This window comes from Cognatiluteimonas weifangensis, assembly GCF_003416885.1.
Taxonomy (GTDB): Bacteria; Pseudomonadota; Gammaproteobacteria; order Xanthomonadales; family Xanthomonadaceae; genus Cognatiluteimonas; species Cognatiluteimonas weifangensis.
On record NZ_QVPD01000005.1, the window covers coordinates 95,879 to 116,729 of the forward strand.

Here is a 20,851-nt window from a genome sequence, read left to right on the forward strand (position 1 = left end):
CAACCAATTGAGTACTGGGGACATGTCAGAAGATGCCTAACACCTGAGTTAAACCGCGCCGCGAAGCGGCGTCGGCTTGGACGACTTGTTAGGCGGCATCACTTAGTACCCGCAGACTCGTTTTTTGAACTCACTGTACGCCATAGGACTTCGGGCGGCGCACGAACTCTTTGACATCTCCGCGAAGTCGTCTAGCGAAAAACGTGGATCATTGGACACCGCGTTGTAGGTGCGAACAGAGCTCATTGCAAGGTCTTCATCGAATTCCTTGCTGCAGTCTCCTCCCCGCACGTAATTCACATATATCTCGTTATACAAATAGTTGCATGTGTCTTCGTCTCCCGGAACTTTTGAATGGAGCGGCGTCCGCTTCATCAATTGCTTTCCATTGCGGTAAGTTAAATCTTCGTGCATTCCTTCATTGAACCGAAGGTCGACATGAATTCCGTCCGCAAGTTGCCTGGGGGAAATCTCCGCTCCGTCGGCTGCAGCGAACGCCTCTGACACCACCGGCTTCAAATGAGGTCCAAATTCCACGAAGAAGTAGGAGTCAATGGTGCCTGAGCCCCCTTCGCTATTCCTGACTAAAGCGATTTCGTTCCCCCTCGAATGGAAGCGCTTTTGGATGCTCAGGTATCCGCCTTCTTGCCTGAACACAATTAGCGGCCCTAGCGTCAGTGCTTGACCGAATTCGGCAATGCTTTCCACTTTTAGATCGCCAAGAGGCGCGGATGGCGCCGGTGGCGGCGAAGAAGTCGAAGGCACGGCCGGCGCCGCCGCAACAGTGGTGCCCTGCCGATTGACTGGCGGCGCGGGCTCGGTTTGTCCGCACGCTGCGACAAGCAGTCCGATGGTTGCAGCCGCAAGCGTCGTCTGAGTGATACGCATCTTTTTCCCTCGGCTATCGAGAACGTGTGCCATGCCGCCTAACGCCTGAATTAAGCCGAGCCGCGAAGCGGCTTCGGTTTGAACGAACTGTTAGGCGGCAACCGATGCCACCGTTGGAAGTTGTGGATAGCGCTTGTTGAACTCCGGATTGAGCTGACAAACCAATCGTTCTTCGAGCTCTTTGCGCCCAAGGAGCATAGGGACATAGCAAACGTGAAGATGTTCTTGGATCCATTGGCGAGTAGATTCTTTGTGCTGCTCCGAGAATTTTTTCTGGGATCCAGCAGCTCCAAGCCCATGAGAACGGTCGTAAAGATGACGTGCAATCTTCAGGGCCAGCACATGATTCTCGGGATTGCGCATGTGCATACCGATGCGCTGCCGAATAGACGTCGTTTCGCCTACATAGAAAACACTAGATTGAAAGAAGAAGACGTAAACGCCTCCTTCTATTGGGAGGTTGATGCGAAATTCGCGAGCAAAGGTCATCGGTACTCGCCGCGAGAGGTCAAGCAGCTCAGCCTGGCGCGCATCAAAAAATGCAGCTATTTCGTGGTTCGCGAAGTTCGTCATTGAGTCCCTTTGCCGCCTAACGCCTGAGTTAAGCCGCGTCGCGCGGCGTCGGCTTGGACGAATTGTTAGCGCTTAGCCGAGATGCTCGCCAGCTAGGGCTTCGGAACCACAGGAAACCAGTATGCGTACGCTGCAAAGCCGAGGCCAATTACCCCGAGAATGAAGCCGCCGACGGTGTAGTACTTTTGCAGACGGTACTCGCGCCCTTTCAGGGCCACTAGCTCGCGAATCTGAGTTGTAAGCGGCTCCAGCTTATGAGAACTGGCGGGCATTTCTTCCCGCAGTCGCTCTAAATGGATGCGAATCTCGCTAGGCAGACCTTCAAACGGCTCGCGGTCTTTCATCTCGCGGAGCAGCGACTCGAGCCAGTCTTGGTGTGGGCATAGGCTCAGATTCCGTTCCGCCAGAACTTCACGCAGTAGTACCCTAAGAGTTCTCTGGATATCGAGTTGCGTTACGTTCCGAGTCTCAGCGATCTGTTGAACATGCTGGAGGGTGAGTGACTTTCCCTTGTGCATCAGCGAAAGGGCAATATCCTCTCGAAAGAGTTTGCGCTGCTTCAGCCTTAGAAGCTCATCCACTAGGGTAGATCCCTGCCAGAATGCGAACGCTGCTGCCCCAATTAGCAGTGCGATCAAGACGATGCTGGCCCACTGTGGAACTGTCATAAGCGCTAACGCCTGAATTAAGCCGAGCCGCGCAGCGGCTTCGGCTTGAATGAATTGTTAGATTCCCTGCGCATTAGCCCAAACACCCTCATAGAGCGCGACCTTGGCCGCAACTAGTTCAGTAGGCAGTGGCGCAAGGTATGTGGGCTTCCTGTCCGCAGCATCCTTAATCGAGGCGCCTAGTACCCAGCAATGAAGTTGATCAACAATAATCAAACGGTCATGTATTTCGCGAGTGGAGCGGACCTCAAGGTTGGCATTGTGTTGCTGGCGGAACGCGACGGAAGCCGCGGCGACGCTTACCGCGTAGCGGCTAGCCAATAACCGGACGGCGACACCTGGTCGACAGTTGCTCAAGTAAGCATCGAACACCTGTGCGTCCATGTATGGATCGACCGCCAGCAACGAGTGCTCGGCTGATGAGACAACGTCGTTTAATGCGCGGAAGAAGTCATATACGGCACCTGGGCCAAATACTTGACCCTCTGGTTCCGGCAATGACTGTTCTAAAGAGGCCGCCGCGGTGTGAAGCGTCGTAAGGATCTGGCCGACGTTAGAGCTTCGATTAAGATTTCCCGCTGCCCAGTCCGAAGCCATCTTAAAGCCGATCGCTTCGCGTGGATTCCACTCGGCAACAAGCGCATTCGCTTTGCCTAGCCATTGAAAGTGTTCGCGCTGGTAAGCGATCCGACTATCCGTTGGAGGCGGACTTTCGAGCAGCAAATTGATTTGTTCCAGAAGTAGCCGTGGAGTCATGTTGGCAATCTAACGCCTGAATTAGGCCGAGCCGCGCAGCGGCTTCGGCTTGAATGAATTGTTAGGCCTGCTGCGAGAAGGTATGGCCACATGTATGGCAGAAGAAATTATCGAGGACATTGTCGTCGATTATCTCGCCCAGCTTTGCTCCGGCAAGCGCGCCAGCTGTAGCTCCAGCGATGGCGCCGATTGCTGCTCCCGCGATTGTGGCCACAGCCTGGACTGGAATTGTGGAGTCTTCCGTGAAATGAAGCGCCAACTCGCCGCCATTTTTGGCTCCCACTACTGCTCCGGCCAATGCAGTCCCTCCTGCTGCGATGCCGCCGGCCGTAGCGCCTACTGCAGTGCCAGTCCGGCGCCCGTAGTTGCGGGCCTCCACGTTCGCTGCCCCGCATTTTGGACAACTCATTCCTTCGCTCCCTCGCAGGCCTAACATCATTCGGTTGCGGCAAAGGCGGATTAAGCGTGCCACGCAACAGGTCGTGGCGGCGGCCGCAGGTAGGGACACCGTCACGCGAACAAGCGCTTGCAGCTGCTGATGCAGCCTAATCCCGCCGCCCAATCCGGTTTGATTCCCGCCATATGATCCGGCCTTGTTCCCCCAAGGCTAGGTCCCCTTTTGGCCGAGTCTACGCCTGCCGCTGGCTCAGGGCCTGCGACCGACCGGCGCGGTCGATGGCGAAGTCAACTGGCACGGTGCCGGTGCGGCAGCAGCGCCCAGCGCGGGTCGCGGGTTTGCCAGTCGCCTTGCAGCCAGCGCTGCGTGTCGGTTTCGGCGCGCTGGATGAGTTCGGCGGTTTTGGAGAAATCGTAGGTATTGGTGGCCAGCGGGCACAGCGGCGGCACTACCACCAGCTCGCAGCGGTCGGCGAAGCGGTCGACGTCGGCCAGCAGTTGCCGCATCGCCAGCAGGTTGAGCGCGTGCAGGGCGATGGCGACGGCGCCGCGCGGCGGCGCGCGCAGTGCGCACGGCAGGCCGGTGGGCAGCACGATCACGCGGCTGGCGCCCAGCGCGTACGCGGCCGCGATCGGGGTATTGCTGGCGATGCCGCCGTCGATCAGCGCGCGTCCGTCGACCGTCACCGCCGGAAACACCGCCGGGATCGCGGCGCTGGCCAGCAGCGCCTGCGCGGCGTCGCCTGCGGACAGGACCACCTCGGTGCCGTCGAGCGCGTCGGTGGCGATCACGTGGCAGGGCAGCGGCGCGTCCTGCAGCCGGCGGTAGGGCAGTTGCGCGTCGATCAGCGTGCGCAGGCGGTGCGGGAAGGCGAGGTGGTCGCGGCGCCCGGCCAGGCACAGCGCGGTGCCCAGCAGCGAGAACGGAAACACGTCGGCGCTGCGCAGGCCCAGCCAGATGCGTTGCAGCCGGGCGATGCCGGCCGCGTCCGGGGCGGCAGCGTAGTAGGCGGCGTTGATCGCGCCGACCGAGGCGCCGACCACGAAGTCCGGGCGCAGGCCGGCGCGGTCGAGCGCCTGCAGCATGCCGACCTGGACCGCGCCCAGGCTGCCGCCGCCGGCCAGCACGAAGGCGGTCTTGCGCGGGGCGGGCGTGGACATGGCGGCGGGCGCTCAGGCCTGCAGTTGCGCTTCGATCCGCAGGTTTTCGGCGTCGCGCCCGGCCGAGGCCGCGGCGATCAGCCGGCCGCCGCGGTAGTAGCGCGCGGTGAAGTCGTGCGCGGGCAGCGCGCCGTCGATGCGGACCTCGTCCCAGCCCTGGGCGTTGCCGGTGAAGCGCAGCTCCAGGTCGTAGTGGTGGGTCCAGAAGAACGGCACGTCGGCGAACGCCGCATTGGCGCCCAGCAGGTTGGCCGCGGCGGCCTGGCCCTGGCGCTGCGCGTGCACCCAGTGCTCGACCCGGGCGCGCTCGCCGCCGGCCACCGGATAGCGGGCGACGTCGCCGGCGGCGTAGTGGCCGGGCAGGGAAGTCTGCAGCTGCGCGTCGACCAGGATGCCGTTGTCCACCGCGATCCCGGCGGCGCTGGCCAGCGCGGTGCGCGGGATCACGCCGGCGCCGACGATCACCACGTCCGCCACCACCCGGCTGCCGTCGGCCAGGGTCAGCGCCTGGCCGTCGTAGCCGCTGGCGGTGGTGCCCAGGTGGAAGACCACGCCGTGCGCGCGGTGCAGGTCGGCGAACAGGCTGCCGAGCTCGGGCCCGAGGATGCGTTCCATCGGGATCGCTTCGGGCGCCACCACGTGCACCGCGAGCCCGCGTGCGCGCAGCGCGGCCGCGGCTTCCAGGCCGATGAAGCCGGCGCCGATCAGGGCCACCGAGCTCGCCTGTGCGCAGGCGGCGATGATCGCGCGGGCGTCGCCCAGCGAGCGCAGCGCGAACACGTTGGGGTGCTCGAAGCCGGGGGTCGGCAGGCGCCGCGGCTCGGCGCCGGTGGCCAGCAGCAGGGCGTCGTAGCCGAAACGCTCGCCGGCGGCGGTGCGCACCTCGTGCGCGGCGGGGTCGATCGCGGCGACCTCGCAGGCCAGGCGCAGGCCGATGCGCTGCTCGGCGTAGAACTCCGGGCCCTGCAGCGGGATCCAGTCTTCCGGCGCGGTGCCGGCGAGGTAGTCCTTGGACAGGTTGGGGCGGTCGACCGGCGCGGCCGGATCGGCGCTGAGCATGGTCAGGCTGCCGTCGTAGCCGAGCTCGCGCAGGCGCAGCGCGGCCGCGTAACCGGCGGCGCCGCCGCCGACGATGACGATCCGCTGCGGCGCGGCGCGGGGGGCCGGCGGCGCCGGCAGCGGCGCGGTATCGGCCTCGCGCACGAACACGGTGTCGCCGACGACCTCGGTGCGCCAGCGCGGCAGCGGCGCGAACGCCGGCGCGCGCAGCGCCGCACCGGTGCGCAGGCTGAAGCAGGCGTGGTGCCAGGGGCAGCGGATCTCGCCGTCGCTCACCAGGCCTTCGGCCAGCGGCGCGCCGTAATGGGTGCAGTGGCCGCCGACCGCGTGGATGCCGTCGTCCAGCCGCGCCAGCAGCACCGCCTCGCCGTCGACGTGGCCGGCGAGCACGCCGGCCATCGGCACGTCGGCCAGGGGCACGCCCTGGCGCAGGTCGGGGCCGGGGGGCGGGGTGTCGGTGTGGGCCATGGCGGATCTCCTGAGGGTGGAACGACGATGACGGGCCCGTTTGCGCGGGCGGCACGGATTGGATGCGGCAGGTCGCGGCGGGTTCCCGCGGGGCTGCGGCGGGGCCCGCGGCGCGGTCGGGAACCTCGCGGCTACTGGCGCATCTGCAGGAGTATCCATCCGTGAGAGGACATTCCGATGCTTGACGCCCGCCTGCAGATCGTCGAGGCCACGCCGGCAACGGCGGCGCCGGACACCGCCGACAGTGTGCGCCCCACCCGCCAGCAGGCCGAGGCCGCGGTCCGCACCCTGATCCGCTGGGCCGGCGACCGCCCGGCGCGCGAGGGCCTGGCCGACACCCCGGCGCGGGTGGTGCGCGCCTACGAGGAATGGTTCGGCGGCTACGCACTGGACCCGGAGGCGATCCTCGGCCGCACCTTCGACCGCGCCGGCTACGACGACATCGTGCTGCTGCGCGACATCCCGGTGCGCTCGGTGTGCGAGCACCACATGGCGCCGATCCGCGGCGTCGCCCATGTCGCCTACCTGCCCGGCGAGCGCGTGGTCGGCATCTCCAAGCTGGCCCGGCTGGTGGACGCCTACGCGCGGCGGCTGCAGATCCAGGAGCGCCTGACCGCCGAGATCGCCGACACCCTGCAGCAAGTGCTGCAGCCGCGCGGGGTCGCGGTGGTGGTGCAGGCCACCCATGAGTGCATCGCCTCGCGCGGGATCGGCATGCAGGGCGTGGCGATGGTGACCCGGCGCCTGCTGGGCGCCTTCGAGCAGGACCCGGCGCGGCGCGAGATCCTGGCGCTGCTGGGCGCCGGGCGCGCAGACTGACCGTGCCGGCGCCCGGGCCGGGAGACGAGGAGGCCATCCCATGCTGCAGTCCCACGATACGCGCGCCCGCGATTACGCCGCGCTGGAAGACGCCGACCTGGTCGCGCTGGTGCGCGACGGCGACCGCCAGGCGTTCCGCCACATCATGCGCCGCAGCAACCAGCGCCTGTTCCGCGTCGCCCGCGGCGTGCTCAACAACGATGACGAAGCCGAGGACGTGGTCCAGGAGGCCTACGTGCACGCATACGAAAAACTCGCGACGTTCCGCGGCGAGGCGTCGCTGCTGACCTGGCTCACCCGGATCGTGCTCAACGAGGCCTACGGCCGCGTGCGGCGGCGGCATCCGACGGTGGACATCGAGCAGGTCGAGACGGCGCAGGCCGAGGGCGGGCGCGTGCTCGCGTTCCCGTCGCGGTTCGGCAGCGAGGACCCGGCCGCGGCGGCGGCGCGCGAGCAGATGCGGCGGCTGCTGGAACGCGCGGTGGACGAGCTGCCGGAGCCGTTCCGGATCGTGTTCGTGCTGCGCGAGATCGAGGAATGCACGGTCGAGGAGACCGCGGCCAGCCTGGAACTGCGCCCGGAAACGGTGAAGACGCGCCTGTACCGCGCCCGCCGATTGCTGCGCGCGAGCCTGCACGACAGCCTGGCGACGTCGCTGGGCGATGCGTTCCCGTTCCTGGGGCCGCGCTGCGACCGCGTCACCGAGACGGTGATGCAGCGCCTGGAGGGTCGGCCGCCGCTGCCGCCGGCCGCCTGAGCGTCGGCGCCTGCCGCCGTCCCCGCGGATGCCCGCGCGCCGCTGCCGTTGCCGTTCGCCGGAGCGGCGCCAGTCGCGATTGCCCGTCCGCGCCCGCACCCGCGGGCGCCCGGCGCTTCAGTGCAGCTCGCGCAGGTTCAGCCGCCGCAGCTTCGGCGCGAAGCGCGCGGTGGCCGCGACCACGCCCAGGGTCATGCAGCCGCCGAAGATCACCGACGGCACCAGCCCCAGCAGTTTCGCCGCCAGCCCGGACTCGAACGCGCCCAGCTCGTTGGACGAGCCGATGAAGATGCCGTTGATCGAGGCCACCCGGCCGCGCATGTGGTCGGGCGTGGCCAGCTGCATGATCGTGGAGCGCACCACCACCGAGACGCCGTCGCACATCCCCGAAGCCATCAGCAGCAGCGCCGACAGCCACAGCTGCGTGGACAGCGCGAAGCCGATGATGCACAGGCCGAAGCCGGCGACCGCGGCCAGCAACAGCCGGCCGGCGCCGCGCTCGGGCGGCCGCCGCGACAGCCACAGCGCGATCAGGATCGAGCCGGCGGCCGGCGCCGCGCGCAGCAGGCCCAGCGCTTCCGGGCCGGCGTCCAGGATGTCGGTGATGAACGCCGGCAGCAGCGCCACCGCGCCGCCGAACAGCACCGAGAACATATCCAGCACCTGCGCGCCCAGCAGCACCTGGGTTTTCCACACGAAACGCATGCCCTCGCCGATGCTCTTGAACACCGGCACCGGCTCGGTCGGCGCCGGCGGCTCGGTCACGCGCAGGGTGATGATCGCCACCGCCGCCAGCGCGGCCAGCGCCGCGGCCACGGTGTACGCCAGCGCCATGCCGCTCCAGCCCACCAGCACGCCGCCGATCGCCGGGCCGGCTACCAGCCCGGTCTGCATCACCACCGAGCCGATCGCCGCGCCGCGCGCGTACTGCTCGCGCTTGAGCACGCGCGCGAACAACGCGCCGTTGACCGGGCCGAGGAAGGCGCGGACCACGCCGTTGAGCGCGATCGCGGCGTAGATGGTGAAGGTGCCGAAGCCGCCGAGCCCGGCGGGCAGCGTGCCGCCGGCCACCGCGGCCAGGATCAGCGAGCTCGCCACCAGCCCGACGCACGCGGCCATGCCGAGCTTGCGCCGCGGCAGGATGTCGACCAGGTAGCCGGCGAACAGCGCGAAGCAGAAGTAGGGGATGACCTCGGTCAGGCCGATCAGGCCCAGCGCCAGCGCGTTGTGGGTCAGCTCGTAGACGTGCCAGCCGACGGTGACCGCGACGATCTGGTAGGACAGGATCGCCAGGAAGCGGTAGGCCAGCAGGCCCAGGAAGCCGCGACTGCGCAGGGGCGACTCGGGCGGCCGGGCGTCGGACGCGGGCGCCGCGGCCTGGTTCACTGTGCGCGCTGCGCCGTGTCGTGGATGAAGGCCAGCAGCGCGGCCAGGCCGTTGCTGCGGGTGGGCGAGAGGTGCTTGGACAGCCCGATCGCGGCGATGTAGTCGGGCTCGGTCGCCAGGATCTCGGCCGCCGGGCGTCCGGAATACACGCGCAGCGCCAGGTACACCAGGCCCGAGACGATCGCCGAGTCGCTGATCGCGGCAAACTCCAGCCGCGAGGCGTCGCCGGAGGCCACGATCCACACCAGCGACTGGCAGCCGTGCAGGCGGTGCTCCTCGGTCTTCCAGGCCTCGGGGAACTCCGGCAGCCGGCGGCCGAGGTCGATCAGGTACTGGTAGCGCTCGGACCAGTCGTCGAAGAACCCGAATTCCTCGGCGATGGCGGCCTGCGCCTGCGCGGTGGTGGCTTCGAGGGGGAAGGCGGCATCGTTCACGGAAATCTCGTCCTGCTGCGGTCGGGGAGCGGCGGGAACCGCGATCCGGTGGGGCGCAGCGCCGCGCGGCCTGCGCCGCCGCTGCGGTCGTTGCGAATTATGCGCGCTTCCAGCGCACGCCCTGCGGGGTGTCCTCCAGCGCGATGCCCGCGGCCGCGAGCTGCGCGCGGATGGCGTCGGCGCGGGCGAAATCGCGCGCACGCTTGGCCGCGCTGCGCTCCTCGATCAGCGCCTGGATGCGGGCGTCGTCGCCCTCGGAGGCGCCGCGGGCGAACCACGCCGCCGGGTCCTGCTGCAGCAGGCCCAGCGCCAGGCCAGCGCCGAGCAGCTCGGCTTTCAGCGTCGCCAGCCGCGCGCGCGTCGCATCGGCATCCTCCGCGCCATGGGCCAGCGCGTTGCGCAGGGAGCGCGCCTCGGTGGCGATGCGCGCGATCTCGGCCAGGGCCGCGGGGGTGTTGAGGTCCTCGTCCAGCGCCGCCTCGATGCTGGCCGGGATCGTTGGCGCGGCGTCCACGTCGGCGAGGTCGCGCAGGGTGCCGTACAGCCGGTCCAGGGTGCGCACCGATTGCTCGATCAGCGCCGGCGACCAGTCCAGCGGCTGCCGGTAGTGCGCCGACAGCAGCGCGTAGCGCAACGCCTCGGCCGGGTGCGCCTGCAGCAGGTCGTGCACCTTCTCGATGTTGCCCACCGATTTCGACATCTTGGCGCCGCCGAACTCAAGCATGCCGTTGTGCAGCCAGTAGCGGGCGAACGGCTGGCCGCCGTGCGCGCATTCGCTTTGCGCGATCTCGTTTTCGTGGTGCGGGAACTGCAGGTCGACGCCGCCGGCGTGGATGTCGATGGTCTGGCCCAGGTGGGTGGCGGCCATCGCCGAGCATTCGATGTGCCAACCCGGGCGGCCGCGGCCCCAGGGCGAGTCCCAGCCGGGCAGGTCGTCGCTCGAGGGCTTCCACAGCACGAAGTCGCCCGGATCGCGCTTGTACGGCGCCACGTCCACCCGCGCCCCGGCCAGCATCTCCTCCGGGTCGCGGCGCGAGAGCTTGCCGTAGTCCGGGAAGCTGGCGACCGCGAACAGCACGTGGCCGTCGGCCGCATAGGCGTGGCCGCCGGCAATCAGGCGCTGGATCATCGCCACGATCTGCGCGATGTGCGCGGTGGCGGCCGGTTCCAGGTCCGGCGGCGCGATCCCCAGCGCGGCCATGTCGGCGCGGTAGGCGGCGGCGTATTTGTCGGTGATGGTCGCGATCGGCACGCCCAGCTGCTGCGCGGCGGCGTTGATCTTGTCGTCGACGTCGGTGATGTTGCGGGCGTAGCGCAGGGCGCCGTAACGCCGGCGCAGCAGCTCGGCCAGCACCCCGAACAGCACCGGTCCGCGCGCATTGCCGATATGCACGTAGTTGTAGACCGTGGGCCCGCACAAGTACATGGTCGGGCAGGCCGGGTCCAGCGGCACGAACGGCTCCAGCCGTCGCGTCAGGCTGTTGTACAGGTGCAGGCTCATGCGGGGGATGGCGCGGAAGGAAGCCAATTCTAGCGGTCGCGCGCGGCCCGCGACAGCATCGATTCAGCCCTTGCGGGCCGCCAGCGCCTACACTTTGCGCCTCGTGAACCGCCCCTCCCAGCCCCTGCCGCGTCGTACCCCGCCGGGGCTGCCCGCAGCGCGCCGGTGGCTGGCGGCCCTGCTGCTCGCCGCGCTGGCGCTGCCGGCGGCCGCGCAGGAGACCGTGATCCCCAAGCAGAACGTGCGCACCGCCTACGCCCAGGTGTTGCGGGTGGAGCCGGTGTTCCAGACCCTGACCGCGACCCGCATGGAGCAGCACTGCGACGACCGCGTGGTGCCGCCGCGGGACCCGCCGCGCGGGCTGTCGCGGATCGTCGGCGCGGTCCGGCAGGCGCTGACCCACGATGCCGAGGACGCGCCGCCGCAGGATCCACCGGCGGCGGAGGATTGCCGCCTGGTGCCGGTGCAACGCCAGTTCCGGCGCCCGATCGCCTACGACGTGGACTACGTCTTCAAGGGCATGCGCTACCGCTCGCGGCTGCCTTACGACCCCGGCAACCGCCTGCGGCTGCAGGTGGCGATCACCCCGTACGTACCGCCGCCGGAGGAACGTTGAGCGCGCCGCGCGCCGGATTGCGGCGCGGCGGCCTTGCCAGGCCGCAACCTGCGTGCGAGGATGCGCGTCCGATGTCCAGCCCCTGCGCCGCCGCCGTGGTCCTGACTTCCGCCCGCATGGCGGCAGCCATGACCTCGCGCGCGCGCCGACCGGAATCCCGCCATCCCGCTGGGTAGCCGGAGCGCCGTCGCGTCGCTCGACCGGAAAAAGCCCAGCCTGCGTGCTGGGCTTTTTCGTTTTCCGCCGCCGACCCTCCCGCAACCCGGATTCCAGACTCCAGACCCGAGATTCCAGGCCCAAGGTTCCAGACTTCCATGAAGCATTTCCTCAACACCCAGGACTGCTCGCGCAGCGAGCTCGATGCGCTGCTGGCGCTGGCGGCGCGGTTCAGGCGCGCGGGTCGCGGCGGCGCGTCCGCGGGCCTGCCGTTGCCGGAGCAGCCGCTGCGGGGCAAGGCGATCGCGCTGGTGTTCTTCAACCCCTCGCTGCGCACCCGCACCAGTTTCGAGCTGGGCGCGTTCCAGCTCGGCGGCCATGCCGTGGTGCTGCAGCCGGGCAAGGACGCCTGGCCGATCGAGTTCGAGCTGGGCACGGTGATGGACGGGGAGGCCGAGGAGCACATCGCCGAGGTCGCGCGCGTGCTGTCGCGCTATGCCGACCTGATCGGCGTGCGCGCGTTCCCGAAATTCCTCGACTGGGCGCAGGACCGCCGGGACACGGTGCTGCGCGGTTTCGCGCAATACGCCACGGTGCCGGTGATCAACATGGAGACCATCACCCATCCTTGCCAGGAGCTGGCGCACGCGCTGGCGCTGCAGGAGCACTTCGGCACCACCGACCTGCGCGGCAGGAAGTACGTGCTGACCTGGACTTACCACCCGAAAGCACTCAACACCGCGGTGGCCAATTCCGCGCTGACCATCGCCACCCGCCTGGGCATGGACGTGACCCTGCTGTGCCCGACCCCGGAGTACGTGCTCGACGAGCGCTACATGGGCTGGGCCGCGGCCAACGTCGCCGAGAGCGGCGGCTCGCTGCAGGTCAGCCACGACATCGAAAGCGCCTACGCCGGCGCCGACGTCGTCTACGCCAAGAGCTGGGGCGCGCTGCCGTACTTCGGCCGCTGGGAGGCGGAGCAACCCGTCCGCGACCGCTACCGGCATTTCATCGTCGACGAGGCCAAGATGGCGCTCACCAACGACGCCGTCTTCAGCCACTGCCTGCCGTTGCGCCGCAACGTCAAGGCCACCGACGCGGTGATGGATTCGCCGCGCTGCCTCGCCATCGACGAGGCCGAGAACCGCCTGCACGTGCAGAAGGCGGTGATGACCACACTGGCAGGAGGGCAATGAGCATGGCCGGCGCACACCCGCACCGTTATCGCGTGGATGTGGAATGGACCGGCAATCTCGGCGCCGGCACCCGGGGGTACCGCGACTACAGCCGCGACCACGAGATCCGCATCGCGGGCAAGCCCGCCCTGGCCGGATCCTCCGACCCCGCCTTCCGCGGCGATCCCGGCCGGCACAATCCCGAGGACCTGCTGGTGGCCGCGCTGTCCACCTGCCACATGCTGTCGTACCTGCATATGGCCACGGTGGCCGGCGTGGTCGTGACCGCCTACAGCGATGCCGCCGAGGGCACGATGGCGACCGCCGGCGCCGGCGGCCGCTTCACCGAGGTGGTGCTGCGCCCGGTCGTGACCATCGCCGCCGACAGCGATCCGGCGCAGGCGCTGGCCGCGCACGAGGCCGCCCACCACGCCTGCTTCATCGCCAGTTCGGTCAATTTCCCGGTGCGCTGCGAGCCGCGCATCGTCGTCGCCACCGCCTGATCCCCCCAGGACCGCATCCCATGGCCCAAGACATCGTCCTCGCCTTTTCCGGCGGCCTCGACACCAGCTTCTGCGTGCCCTACCTGAAGGAGCAGGGCTGGAACGTGCACACCGTGTTTGCCGATACCGGCGGCGTGGGCGCGGCCGGGCGCGCGGCGATCGAGGCGCGCGCGGCCGAGCTGGGCGTGGCCTCGCACGTCACCGTCGACGGCGGGCCGGCGCTGTGGGACGGCTTCGTCAAGCCGTTCGTGTGGGCGGGCGAGGGCTACCAGGGCCAGTACCCACTACTGGTGTCCGACCGCTACCTGATCGTCGACGCCACCCTGGCGCGCGCGCGCGACCTGGGTACCGACGCCATCGCCCACGGCTGCACCGGAATGGGCAACGACCAGGTGCGCTTCGACCTGGCGGTCAAGGCCTCGGGCGATTACCGCATCGTCGCGCCGATCCGCGAAATCCAGAAGCAGCACACCCAGACCCGCGCCTGGGAGCAGGCCTACCTGGAGCAGCGCGGCTTCGGCGTGCAGGCGCGGCAGAAGGCCTACACCATCAACGAGAACCTGCTGGGCATCACCCTGTCCGGCGGCGAGATCGACCGCTGGGAAGTGCCGGGCGAGGGCGCACGCGGCTGGTGCGCGCGCCGCGAGCAATGGCCGGCCGAGCCGCTGCAGGCGACGCTGCGCTTCGTCGCCGGCGAGGCCTTGGCGCTGGACGGCAAGGAGTTGCCGGGCGCGCAGCTGCTGGCGCAGCTCAACACCATGTTCGCGCAGTACGGCGTCGGCCGCGGCCTGTATACCGGCGACACCACCATCGGCCTGAAGGGGCGGATCGTGTTCGAGGCGCCGGGCCTGACCGCGCTGCTGGTGGCGCACCGCGCGCTGGAGGAGGCGGTGCTGACCCGGCAGCAGAACCGCTTCAAGCCGGACGTCGCGCGCAAGTGGGTGGAGCTCGTGTACGAGGGCTTCTTCCACGACCCGCTGAAGACCGACCTGGAAGCGTTCCTGGCCTCGTCGCAGCGCGTGGTCAACGGCGAGGTCGTGCTGCTGACCCGCGGCGGCCGGGTCGATGCCGTCGCGGTGCGCTCGCCGCACATCCTGAACGCCGAAGGCGCGACCTACGCGCAGAGCGCGGACTGGGGCGTGGCGGAGGCCGAGGGCTTCATCCAGCTGTTCGGCATGAGCAGCACGCTGTGGGCCAAGGTCAACCGATGACGCCCGACGTCCTCCCCGCGCAGGCGGGGAGGCACGTCCGGTGCCGATGAAGTCAGAACCACTGGACTCCCGCCTGCGCGGGAGCGACGAGCCAAAGCAGACCGACCCATGCTCGACAACGTCCTTCGCCACCTCGAAGCGCTGGTGGCCTTCGATACCCGCAACCCGCCGCGCCGCATCGGCACCGGGATCTTCGACTACGTCCGCGCGCAGCTGCCCGGCTTCCGCTGCACGCTGAGCGACCACGGCGACGGCGCGCTGGCGCTGCTGGCGGTGCGCGGCAATCCGTCGCGGGTGTTCAACGTGCACCTGGACACGGTGCCGGCGTCGCCGGCGTGGAGCGCGGACCCGCTGCGCCTGCGCGTGACCGCAGAGCGCGCCATCGGCCTGGGCGCCTGCGACATCAAGGGCGCGGCGGCGGGGCTGCTGGCGGCGGCGCGGGCGACCACGGGCGACGCCGCGTTCCTGTTCAGCAGCGACGAGGAAGCCAACGACGCGCGCTGCATCGAGGCCTTTCTCGGCGCCGCGCACGGCTACGCCGAGGCGATCGTGGCCGAGCCCACCGGCTGCGAGGCGGTGCTCGCCCACCGCGGCATCAGCTCGGTGCGGCTGCGCTTCAAGGGCGAGGCCGGGCACGCCGCCGGCGCCGCCGCGCTGGAGGCCAGCGCGCTGCACCAGGCCATGCGCTGGGGCGCGCGCGCGCTGGAGCTGGTGGACGGCGAGGCGCAGCGGCGCTTCGGCGGCCTCGCCGGCCTGCGCTTCAACATCGGCCGGGTCGAAGGCGGGATCAAGGCCAACGTCGTCGCACCCAGCGCCGAGGTGCGTTTCGGTTTCCGCCCGCTGCCCTCGCACGACATCGACGAGCTGCACCTGCGCTTCGGCGGCTGCGCCGCGCCCGGCGCGCTGGAGCGCTACGAGGAAACCTTCCGCGGCCCGCCGCTGCCGGCCGGCGACGAGACCACGGCCGAGGTGCAGCGGCTGGCCGCGCGCGACCTTGCCGACACGCTCGGTCTGCCGGTCGGCGATGCGGTCGATTACTGGACCGAGGCCTCGCTGTTTTCGCGCGCCGGCATGACCGCGCTCGTCTACGGGCCCGGCGCCATCGCCCAGGCGCACGCCGCCGACGAGTGGGTGGCGCTGGAGCAGTTGCAGCGCTACGCCGGCAACGTCGCCCGGATCCTCTCGCTGTAGGCGTGGCGTGAGCCACGATCCAATCCAATCATCTTCATAAGGCATCGCGGCTCGCGCCGCTCCCGCAAGACCATTGACATGATGAGCCCCGTCCACGACCTGCAAACCCGCCAGACCATCGTCCGCCTGCTCTCCAGCATGGGCAGCGCGAAGGAGATCTCGCAGTACCTCAAGCGCTTTTCGCAGCTGGACGCGGCGCGTTTCGCCGTGGTCAAGGTCGGCGGCGCGGTGCTGCGCGACGACCTCGCGGCGCTGACCTCCTCGCTGGCGTTCCTGCAGGACGTGGGCCTGACCCCGATCGTGGTCCACGGCGCCGGCCCGCAGCTGGACGCCGAGCTCGCCGCGGCCGGGATCGAAAAGCGCACCGTCGACGGCTTGCGCGTCACCTCGCCGCAGGCGCTGGCGGTGGTGCGGCGCGTGTTCCACCGGCAGAACCTGACCCTGGTGGAGGCGCTGCAGGCGCAGGACGCGCGCGCGACGTCGATCGTGTCGGGCGTGTTCGAAGCCGATTACATGGACCGCGACACCTTCGGCCTGGTCGGCAACGTGCGCGGCGTACAGCTGGCGCCGATCCAGGCCAGCCTGCAGGCCGGTTCGATCCCGGTGATCGCCAGCCTCGGCGAGACCGCCGGCGGGCAGATCCTCAACGTCAACGCCGACTACGCCGCCAACGCGCTGGTGCGCGAGCTGCGGCCGTACAAGATCGTGTTCCTCACCGGCACCGGCGGGCTGCTGGACGGCGAGGGCCGGATCATCGACTCGATCAACCTGACCACCGAGTACGCGCAGCTGATGGCGCAGCCGTGGATCGACGGCGGCATGCGGCTCAAGCTGGAGCAGGTCAAGCAGCTGCTCGACGGCCTGCCGCCGGCCTCGTCGGTGTCGATCACGCGCCCGGCGCAACTGGCCAAGGAGCTGTTCACCCACAAGGGCTCGGGCACCCTGGTGCGGCGCGGCGAGCGCGTGCTGGAGGCGGCGTCCTGGGAGCAGCTCGACCTGCCGCGGCTGCGCGCGCTGATCGAATCCGCGTTCGGACGCCGGCTGGCCGCCGATTACTTCCAGCGCACCGCGCTGTACCGCGCCTGGGTCAGCGAGAACTATCGCGCCGCGGTGATCCTGACGCAGGAGGACCTCGGGCTTGCGGAGCCGGGCGTCTACCTGGACAAGTTCGCGGTGCTCGACGAGGCCCAGGGCGAAGGCCTGGGGCGCGCGGTGTGGCAGGTGATGCGCGCGCAGGTACCGCGCCTGTTCTGGCGCTCGCGGCTCGGCAACCCGGTCAATGCGTTCTACTTCGCCGAGTGCGACGGCTGCATCAAGCAGCCGCGCTGGAAGGTGTTCTGGTACGGTTTCGACGACCCGGCGACGATCGCGCGTTGCGTCGAGCACTGCCGCACGCGCCCGGCCACGCTGGAGGAACCCGTGCAGCAGCAGGAGCGGACATGAGCGCCCCGGCCGACTGGGCCACGCCGCCGACGCTGCGGGGCCGGCACGTGACGCTGGAACCGCTGCAGCCGGCGCATGCCGACGGCCTGCGCGCGGCCGCGGCCGACGGCCGGCTGTGGGAGCTGTGGTACACCAACGTGCCGGAACCGGAACAGACGCAGGCGTGGATCGCGGCGGCGCTGGCGATGCAGGCCGCCGGCAGCGCGCTCGCCTTCGTCGTGCGCGACGCGCAGGGCCGCATCGTCGGCAGCACCCGCTACTACGACCTGCTGCCGGCCACGCCGCGGTTGCAGATCGGCTACACCTGGTACGCGCGCTCGGTGCAGCGGACCGGGCTCAACACCGAGGCCAAGCTGCTGCTGCTCGAGCATGCGTTCGAGGCGCTGGGCTGCGCCTCGGTAGGCCTGCAGACCAGCACCCGCAACGCCGCCTCGCGCGCCGCGATCGCGCGCCTGGGCGCGCGCGAGGAAGGCATCCTGCGCCAGCACCTGCGGCATCGCGACGGCAGCCTGCGCGACACCGTCAACTTCTCGATCCTGGACCGCGAATGGCCGGCGGTAAAAGCCGGGCTGCGGCAGAAACTGGAGGCGCACGCCCATGGTTGAGCCGCGCATCGGGGTGGGCATCGTCGGCGCGCGCGGCCACGCCGGCGCGGAACTGGTCCGGCTGCTGGCCGCGCATCCGCGGTTCGGGCTGGTGTTCGTTTCCTCGCGCGAACTGGCGGGGCAGCGCGTCGCCGAGCACCTCACCGACCCCGGCCTCGCCGCGCCTCTGGGCGAGCTGCGCTACAGCGCGCCGACGCACGAGCAGTTGCCGGGCCTGGGCGCCGAGGCGGTGGTGCTGGCGCTGCCCAACGGCAAGGCGGCGGCCTGCGTGGCCGCGTTCGACGCCGCCGGCGCCGATCCCGCGGCCTCCAATCCCGTACTCGTCGACCTGTCGGCGGACTACCGTTTCGACGAGGCCTGGTATTACGGCCTGCCGGAGCTGACCCGCGGCGACTATCGCGGCCAGCGCCGGATCGCCAATCCCGGCTGCTACGCGACCGCGATGCAACTGGCAATCGCGCCGATGCGCGACGCGCTGGACGGCGCGGTGCAGTGCTTCGGGGTGTCCGGCTATTCCGGCGCCGGCACCACGCCCTCGGACCGGAACGATCCGGACAAGCTGCGCGACAACCTGATGCCGTACGCGCTCACCGGCCACGTGCACGAGCGCGAGGTCTCGCGCCGGCTCGGCCATCCGGTCGAATTCATGCCGCACGTGGCCCCACACTTCCGCGGCATCACCATCACCGCCAACCTGCACCTGTCGCGCCCCTTCACCCTGGACGAGGTGCAGGCGCGCTACCGCGACCGCTACGCCGGCGAGCCGCTGGTGCACGTGGTCGACGAGGCGCCGTGGGTGAGTCGCATCGCCGGCCGGCACCACGACGAGATCGGCGGCTTCGCCCTGTCCGCGGACGGCCGCCGGCTGGTGGTGGTCGCCACCGAGGACAACCTGCTCAAGGGTGCGGCCACCCAGGCGCTGCAGAACCTCAATCTGGCCTTCGGCCTACCCGAATTCGCCGGCATCCCCGTTCCCCGGGCGCAGGAGCGGCGTCCGCCGCGATGACGCTCCCGGAGCGACGACATGGTGGTTTCCGATCGCGGCGGACGCACCCCTACGAAAAGCACGCAGCGCGCAGCCCCTCCAAATCGCAGCCACAGGAACCCAGCCCATGTCCGACCTGCTCTGGCAAAAACCCGGTATCGCGGTCGATGCGCGGATCCAGGCCTTCCTCGCCGGCGACGACGTGGTCCTGGACCGCGAATTCTTCCTGCACGACATCGCCGCCAGCCGCGCGCATGCGCAGGGCCTGCAGCGCATCGGCCTGCTCGCCGCCGACGAACTCACCGGGCTGGAGCGCGAACTCGAGGTGTTGGCGGACGATTTCCGCCGCGGCGCGTTCGTGCTCGACGATCGTTACGAGGACGGCCATTCGGCGATCGAGGCGCGCCTGACCGAGCGCCTGGGCGATGCCGGCAAGCGCATCCACGCCGGCCGCAGCCGCAACGACCAGGTGCTGGTGGCCACGCGCCTGTGGCTCAAGGACCGGCTCGCCGACGCGCAGCGCCACGCGCGCGACGCCGCCGGCGTCGCCCTCGCGCGCGCCGAGGCCGAGGCCGACCTGCCGCTGCCCGGCTACACCCACCTGCAGCGCGCGGTCGTGTCCAGCGCCGGAATGTGGTGGGCGGGCTGGGCCGAAGCGTTCATCGACGATGCGCTGCGCGCGCGCGACACCCGCGCCTGGATCGACGCCAACCCGCTGGGCAGTGCCGCCGGCTACGGCGTCAATCTGCCGCTGGAGCGCGACCACACCACCGCCGCGCTCGGCTTCGGCCGGCTGCAGCTCGCCGCCACCTACGCGCAACTCTCGCGCGGCAAGTTCGAGCTGGCCGCGCTGGAGGCGCTGGGCAGCGCCATGCTCGACCTGCGTCGGCTGGCCTGGGACCTGAGCCTGTTCACCAGCGCCGAGTTCGGCTTCGTCGCGCTGCCGCCGGAATACGTCACCGGCAGCTCGATCATGCCCAACAAGCGCAACCCGGACGCGGTCGAGCTGCTGCGCGGCACCTACGCCAGCGTCGCCGCCGCCAAGGCCGAGATCGAGCACCTGCTGTCGCTGCCCTCGGGCTACCACCGCGACCTGCAACTCTCCAAGGGCGCGCTTTTCCACGGCTTCGGCAAGGGCCTGCAGGCGTTGGCGCTGCTGCCGGATCTGCTGCGGCGGATGCAGTGGCAGCCCGAGGCGATGCGCGCCGCGCTCGACCCGTCGCTGTACGCGACCGACCTGGCCGTGGACCTGGCCCGGCAGGGCGTGCCGTTCCGCGACGCCTACCGCCAGGCCGCCGATCCCGCACGCTGGGCCGCCGGCGACCCGCAGGCCAGCCTGGCGGCGCGCACCTCCCCCGGCGCGGCCGGCGACCTGCGCCTGGAAGTGCTGCGCCATCGCCTGGATGCCCTGTAGCCCGATCCGATGAAGAGAGCTCCGGGGGGTCGGCTTCGGAGAGGGCCGCTGCTCGACGGGGCCGGGGAGTACCGCGCCCGCCTGACGACATCGTGTCTCAAGTCGGAGGGCATGCCATCTATGGCCGGCCCTCTTGAGATCGGCTTCGGAGGGAGTCGCCGCCCGGCGGGCTGGGGGTGCTGCGCCCTCCTGACGACGTCCTGTCTTTAAGTCGGGTCGTGGGCCATCCATGGCCCACTCTCCGCACCCCCAGCCCGCCGGCCGACGACTTCGCAAGCTTGGAGTCCGTCGCTTCGGGCGGCTCTCTTTTCAAGCGCCGACTCACTTGCCAGAAGCCGGTGGCCCGGCCTGTGCGGGACCGTCGGCGGCATGGATGCCGCCGAGGAGCCTACAGGGACGTATTCACGGCGTGTCCCGCACAGGCCGGGCCGCCGGCTTCCCCTGCAGAAGCTTCCGCACTCGGGAATGGATCCGCGGCGTCTCCGGCAAACGCAGCACCGCCGGCTTCCCTCGCAGGGGTTCCCGCATTCGGGAGAAGGGCCATGAAAAAACCGGCCGCAGGGGCCGGTTCCAGGATCTTGGTCGGGGAGACAGGATTTGAACCTGCGACTTCTACGTCCCGAACGTAGCGCTCTACCAGGCTGAGCTACACCCCGACAGGTGAGCCCGGCATTGTAAGGACTGGC

General features: G+C 69.7%; 20 protein-coding genes and 1 tRNA gene. 11 read left to right on the plus strand and 10 right to left on the minus strand.

What is annotated here, in order from left to right; genetic code table 11:
• Positions 1-102: 102 nt before the first annotated feature.
• The 6 genes from D0Y53_RS12615 to D0Y53_RS06505 form a co-directional block, all read right to left on the minus strand.
• A complete protein-coding gene (locus tag D0Y53_RS12615) occupies positions 103-921 on the minus strand; it encodes a hypothetical protein (RefSeq protein WP_147319018.1) in 819 nt (272 codons plus the stop codon).
• A gap of 57 nt (positions 922-978) precedes the next feature.
• Positions 979-1,461 carry a GIY-YIG nuclease family protein gene (locus D0Y53_RS12620; RefSeq protein WP_147319019.1) on the minus strand — a complete coding sequence of 161 codons (483 nt, stop codon included), beginning with the start codon at positions 1,459-1,461 and terminating at the stop codon, positions 979-981.
• A gap of 92 nt (positions 1,462-1,553) precedes the next feature.
• On the minus strand, positions 1,554-2,099 hold the full coding sequence (locus D0Y53_RS12625) for a hypothetical protein (protein ID WP_147319020.1): 546 nt from the start codon (positions 2,097-2,099) through the stop codon (positions 1,554-1,556).
• An 87-nt stretch (positions 2,100-2,186) separates the two neighbouring features.
• Positions 2,187-2,885, minus strand: coding sequence for a phospholipase D-like domain-containing protein (locus D0Y53_RS12630; protein WP_147319021.1), 699 nt, complete (start codon positions 2,883-2,885; stop codon positions 2,187-2,189).
• Positions 2,886-3,569: 684 nt separating this feature from the next.
• Entirely contained in the window at positions 3,570-4,442 is an 873-nt protein-coding gene (locus tag D0Y53_RS06500) for a patatin-like phospholipase family protein (RefSeq protein ID WP_117202402.1), read from the minus strand.
• Positions 4,443-4,454: 12 nt separating this feature from the next.
• Positions 4,455-5,969 (minus strand): FAD-dependent oxidoreductase, encoded by a 1,515-nt coding sequence (locus D0Y53_RS06505; RefSeq protein WP_117202403.1) that lies wholly within the window; start codon positions 5,967-5,969, stop codon positions 4,455-4,457.
• A gap of 177 nt (positions 5,970-6,146) precedes the next feature.
• On the opposite strand from D0Y53_RS06505, the gene folE reads away from it, so the two are divergent.
• Positions 6,147-6,788, plus strand: coding sequence for a GTP cyclohydrolase I FolE (gene folE / locus D0Y53_RS06510; protein ID WP_117202404.1), 642 nt, complete (start codon positions 6,147-6,149; stop codon positions 6,786-6,788).
• Between the two features lie 40 nt (positions 6,789-6,828).
• Positions 6,829-7,545, plus strand: coding sequence for an RNA polymerase sigma factor (locus D0Y53_RS06515; RefSeq protein WP_117202405.1), 717 nt, complete (start codon positions 6,829-6,831; stop codon positions 7,543-7,545).
• A gap of 117 nt (positions 7,546-7,662) precedes the next feature.
• On the opposite strand, the gene D0Y53_RS06520 is transcribed toward D0Y53_RS06515, so the two are convergent.
• The 3 genes from D0Y53_RS06520 to cysS all read right to left on the minus strand — a co-directional run bounded on the left by D0Y53_RS06520 (position 7,663) and on the right by cysS (position 10,866).
• Positions 7,663-8,931 (minus strand): MFS transporter, encoded by a 1,269-nt coding sequence (locus tag D0Y53_RS06520; RefSeq protein ID WP_117202406.1) that lies wholly within the window; start codon positions 8,929-8,931, stop codon positions 7,663-7,665.
• Positions 8,928-9,365 (minus strand): SufE family protein, encoded by a 438-nt coding sequence (locus D0Y53_RS06525; protein ID WP_117202407.1) that lies wholly within the window; start codon positions 9,363-9,365, stop codon positions 8,928-8,930. Before D0Y53_RS06525 ends, D0Y53_RS06520 begins: the two co-directional genes overlap by 4 nt.
• A gap of 97 nt (positions 9,366-9,462) precedes the next feature.
• The gene (cysS, locus tag D0Y53_RS06530) at positions 9,463-10,866 is read right to left on the minus strand and encodes a cysteine--tRNA ligase (protein WP_117202408.1); all 1,404 of its coding nucleotides are present in this window, start codon (positions 10,864-10,866) and stop codon (positions 9,463-9,465) included.
• 103 nt (positions 10,867-10,969) lie between these two features.
• On the opposite strand from cysS, the gene D0Y53_RS06535 reads away from it, so the two are divergent.
• The 9 genes from D0Y53_RS06535 to argH all read left to right on the plus strand — a co-directional run bounded on the left by D0Y53_RS06535 (position 10,970) and on the right by argH (position 20,165).
• A complete protein-coding gene (locus D0Y53_RS06535; RefSeq protein WP_233511685.1) occupies positions 10,970-11,482 on the plus strand; it encodes a glycine zipper 2TM domain-containing protein in 513 nt (170 codons plus the stop codon).
• A gap of 314 nt (positions 11,483-11,796) precedes the next feature.
• The gene (locus D0Y53_RS06540; protein WP_117202409.1) at positions 11,797-12,834 is read left to right on the plus strand and encodes an N-acetylornithine carbamoyltransferase; all 1,038 of its coding nucleotides are present in this window, start codon (positions 11,797-11,799) and stop codon (positions 12,832-12,834) included.
• A 2-nt stretch (positions 12,835-12,836) separates the two neighbouring features.
• Positions 12,837-13,316 carry an OsmC family protein gene (locus D0Y53_RS06545; protein ID WP_117202410.1) on the plus strand — a complete coding sequence of 160 codons (480 nt, stop codon included), beginning with the start codon at positions 12,837-12,839 and terminating at the stop codon, positions 13,314-13,316.
• A gap of 20 nt (positions 13,317-13,336) precedes the next feature.
• Positions 13,337-14,527 carry an argininosuccinate synthase gene (locus D0Y53_RS06550; RefSeq protein ID WP_117202411.1) on the plus strand — a complete coding sequence of 397 codons (1,191 nt, stop codon included), beginning with the start codon at positions 13,337-13,339 and terminating at the stop codon, positions 14,525-14,527.
• A 108-nt stretch (positions 14,528-14,635) separates the two neighbouring features.
• Positions 14,636-15,718, plus strand: coding sequence for an acetylornithine deacetylase (locus D0Y53_RS06555; protein ID WP_117202412.1), 1,083 nt, complete (start codon positions 14,636-14,638; stop codon positions 15,716-15,718).
• A gap of 81 nt (positions 15,719-15,799) precedes the next feature.
• On the plus strand, positions 15,800-17,161 hold the full coding sequence (locus tag D0Y53_RS06560) for an acetylglutamate kinase (protein WP_233511686.1): 1,362 nt from the start codon (positions 15,800-15,802) through the stop codon (positions 17,159-17,161).
• Positions 17,158-17,766 (plus strand): GNAT family N-acetyltransferase, encoded by a 609-nt coding sequence (locus D0Y53_RS06565; protein ID WP_117202414.1) that lies wholly within the window; start codon positions 17,158-17,160, stop codon positions 17,764-17,766. Before D0Y53_RS06560 ends, D0Y53_RS06565 begins: the two co-directional genes overlap by 4 nt.
• The gene (gene argC, locus D0Y53_RS06570; protein ID WP_117202415.1) at positions 17,759-18,772 is read left to right on the plus strand and encodes an N-acetyl-gamma-glutamyl-phosphate reductase; all 1,014 of its coding nucleotides are present in this window, start codon (positions 17,759-17,761) and stop codon (positions 18,770-18,772) included. The genes D0Y53_RS06565 and argC overlap by 8 nt, the downstream gene beginning before the upstream one ends.
• Before the next feature lie 106 nt (positions 18,773-18,878).
• A complete protein-coding gene (argH, locus tag D0Y53_RS06575) occupies positions 18,879-20,165 on the plus strand; it encodes an argininosuccinate lyase (RefSeq protein ID WP_117202416.1) in 1,287 nt (428 codons plus the stop codon).
• A gap of 579 nt (positions 20,166-20,744) precedes the next feature.
• On the opposite strand, the gene D0Y53_RS06580 is transcribed toward argH, so the two are convergent.
• Positions 20,745-20,821: transfer RNA gene (locus tag D0Y53_RS06580), tRNA-Pro, on the minus strand.
• Between the last annotated feature and the right edge of the window lie 30 nt (positions 20,822-20,851).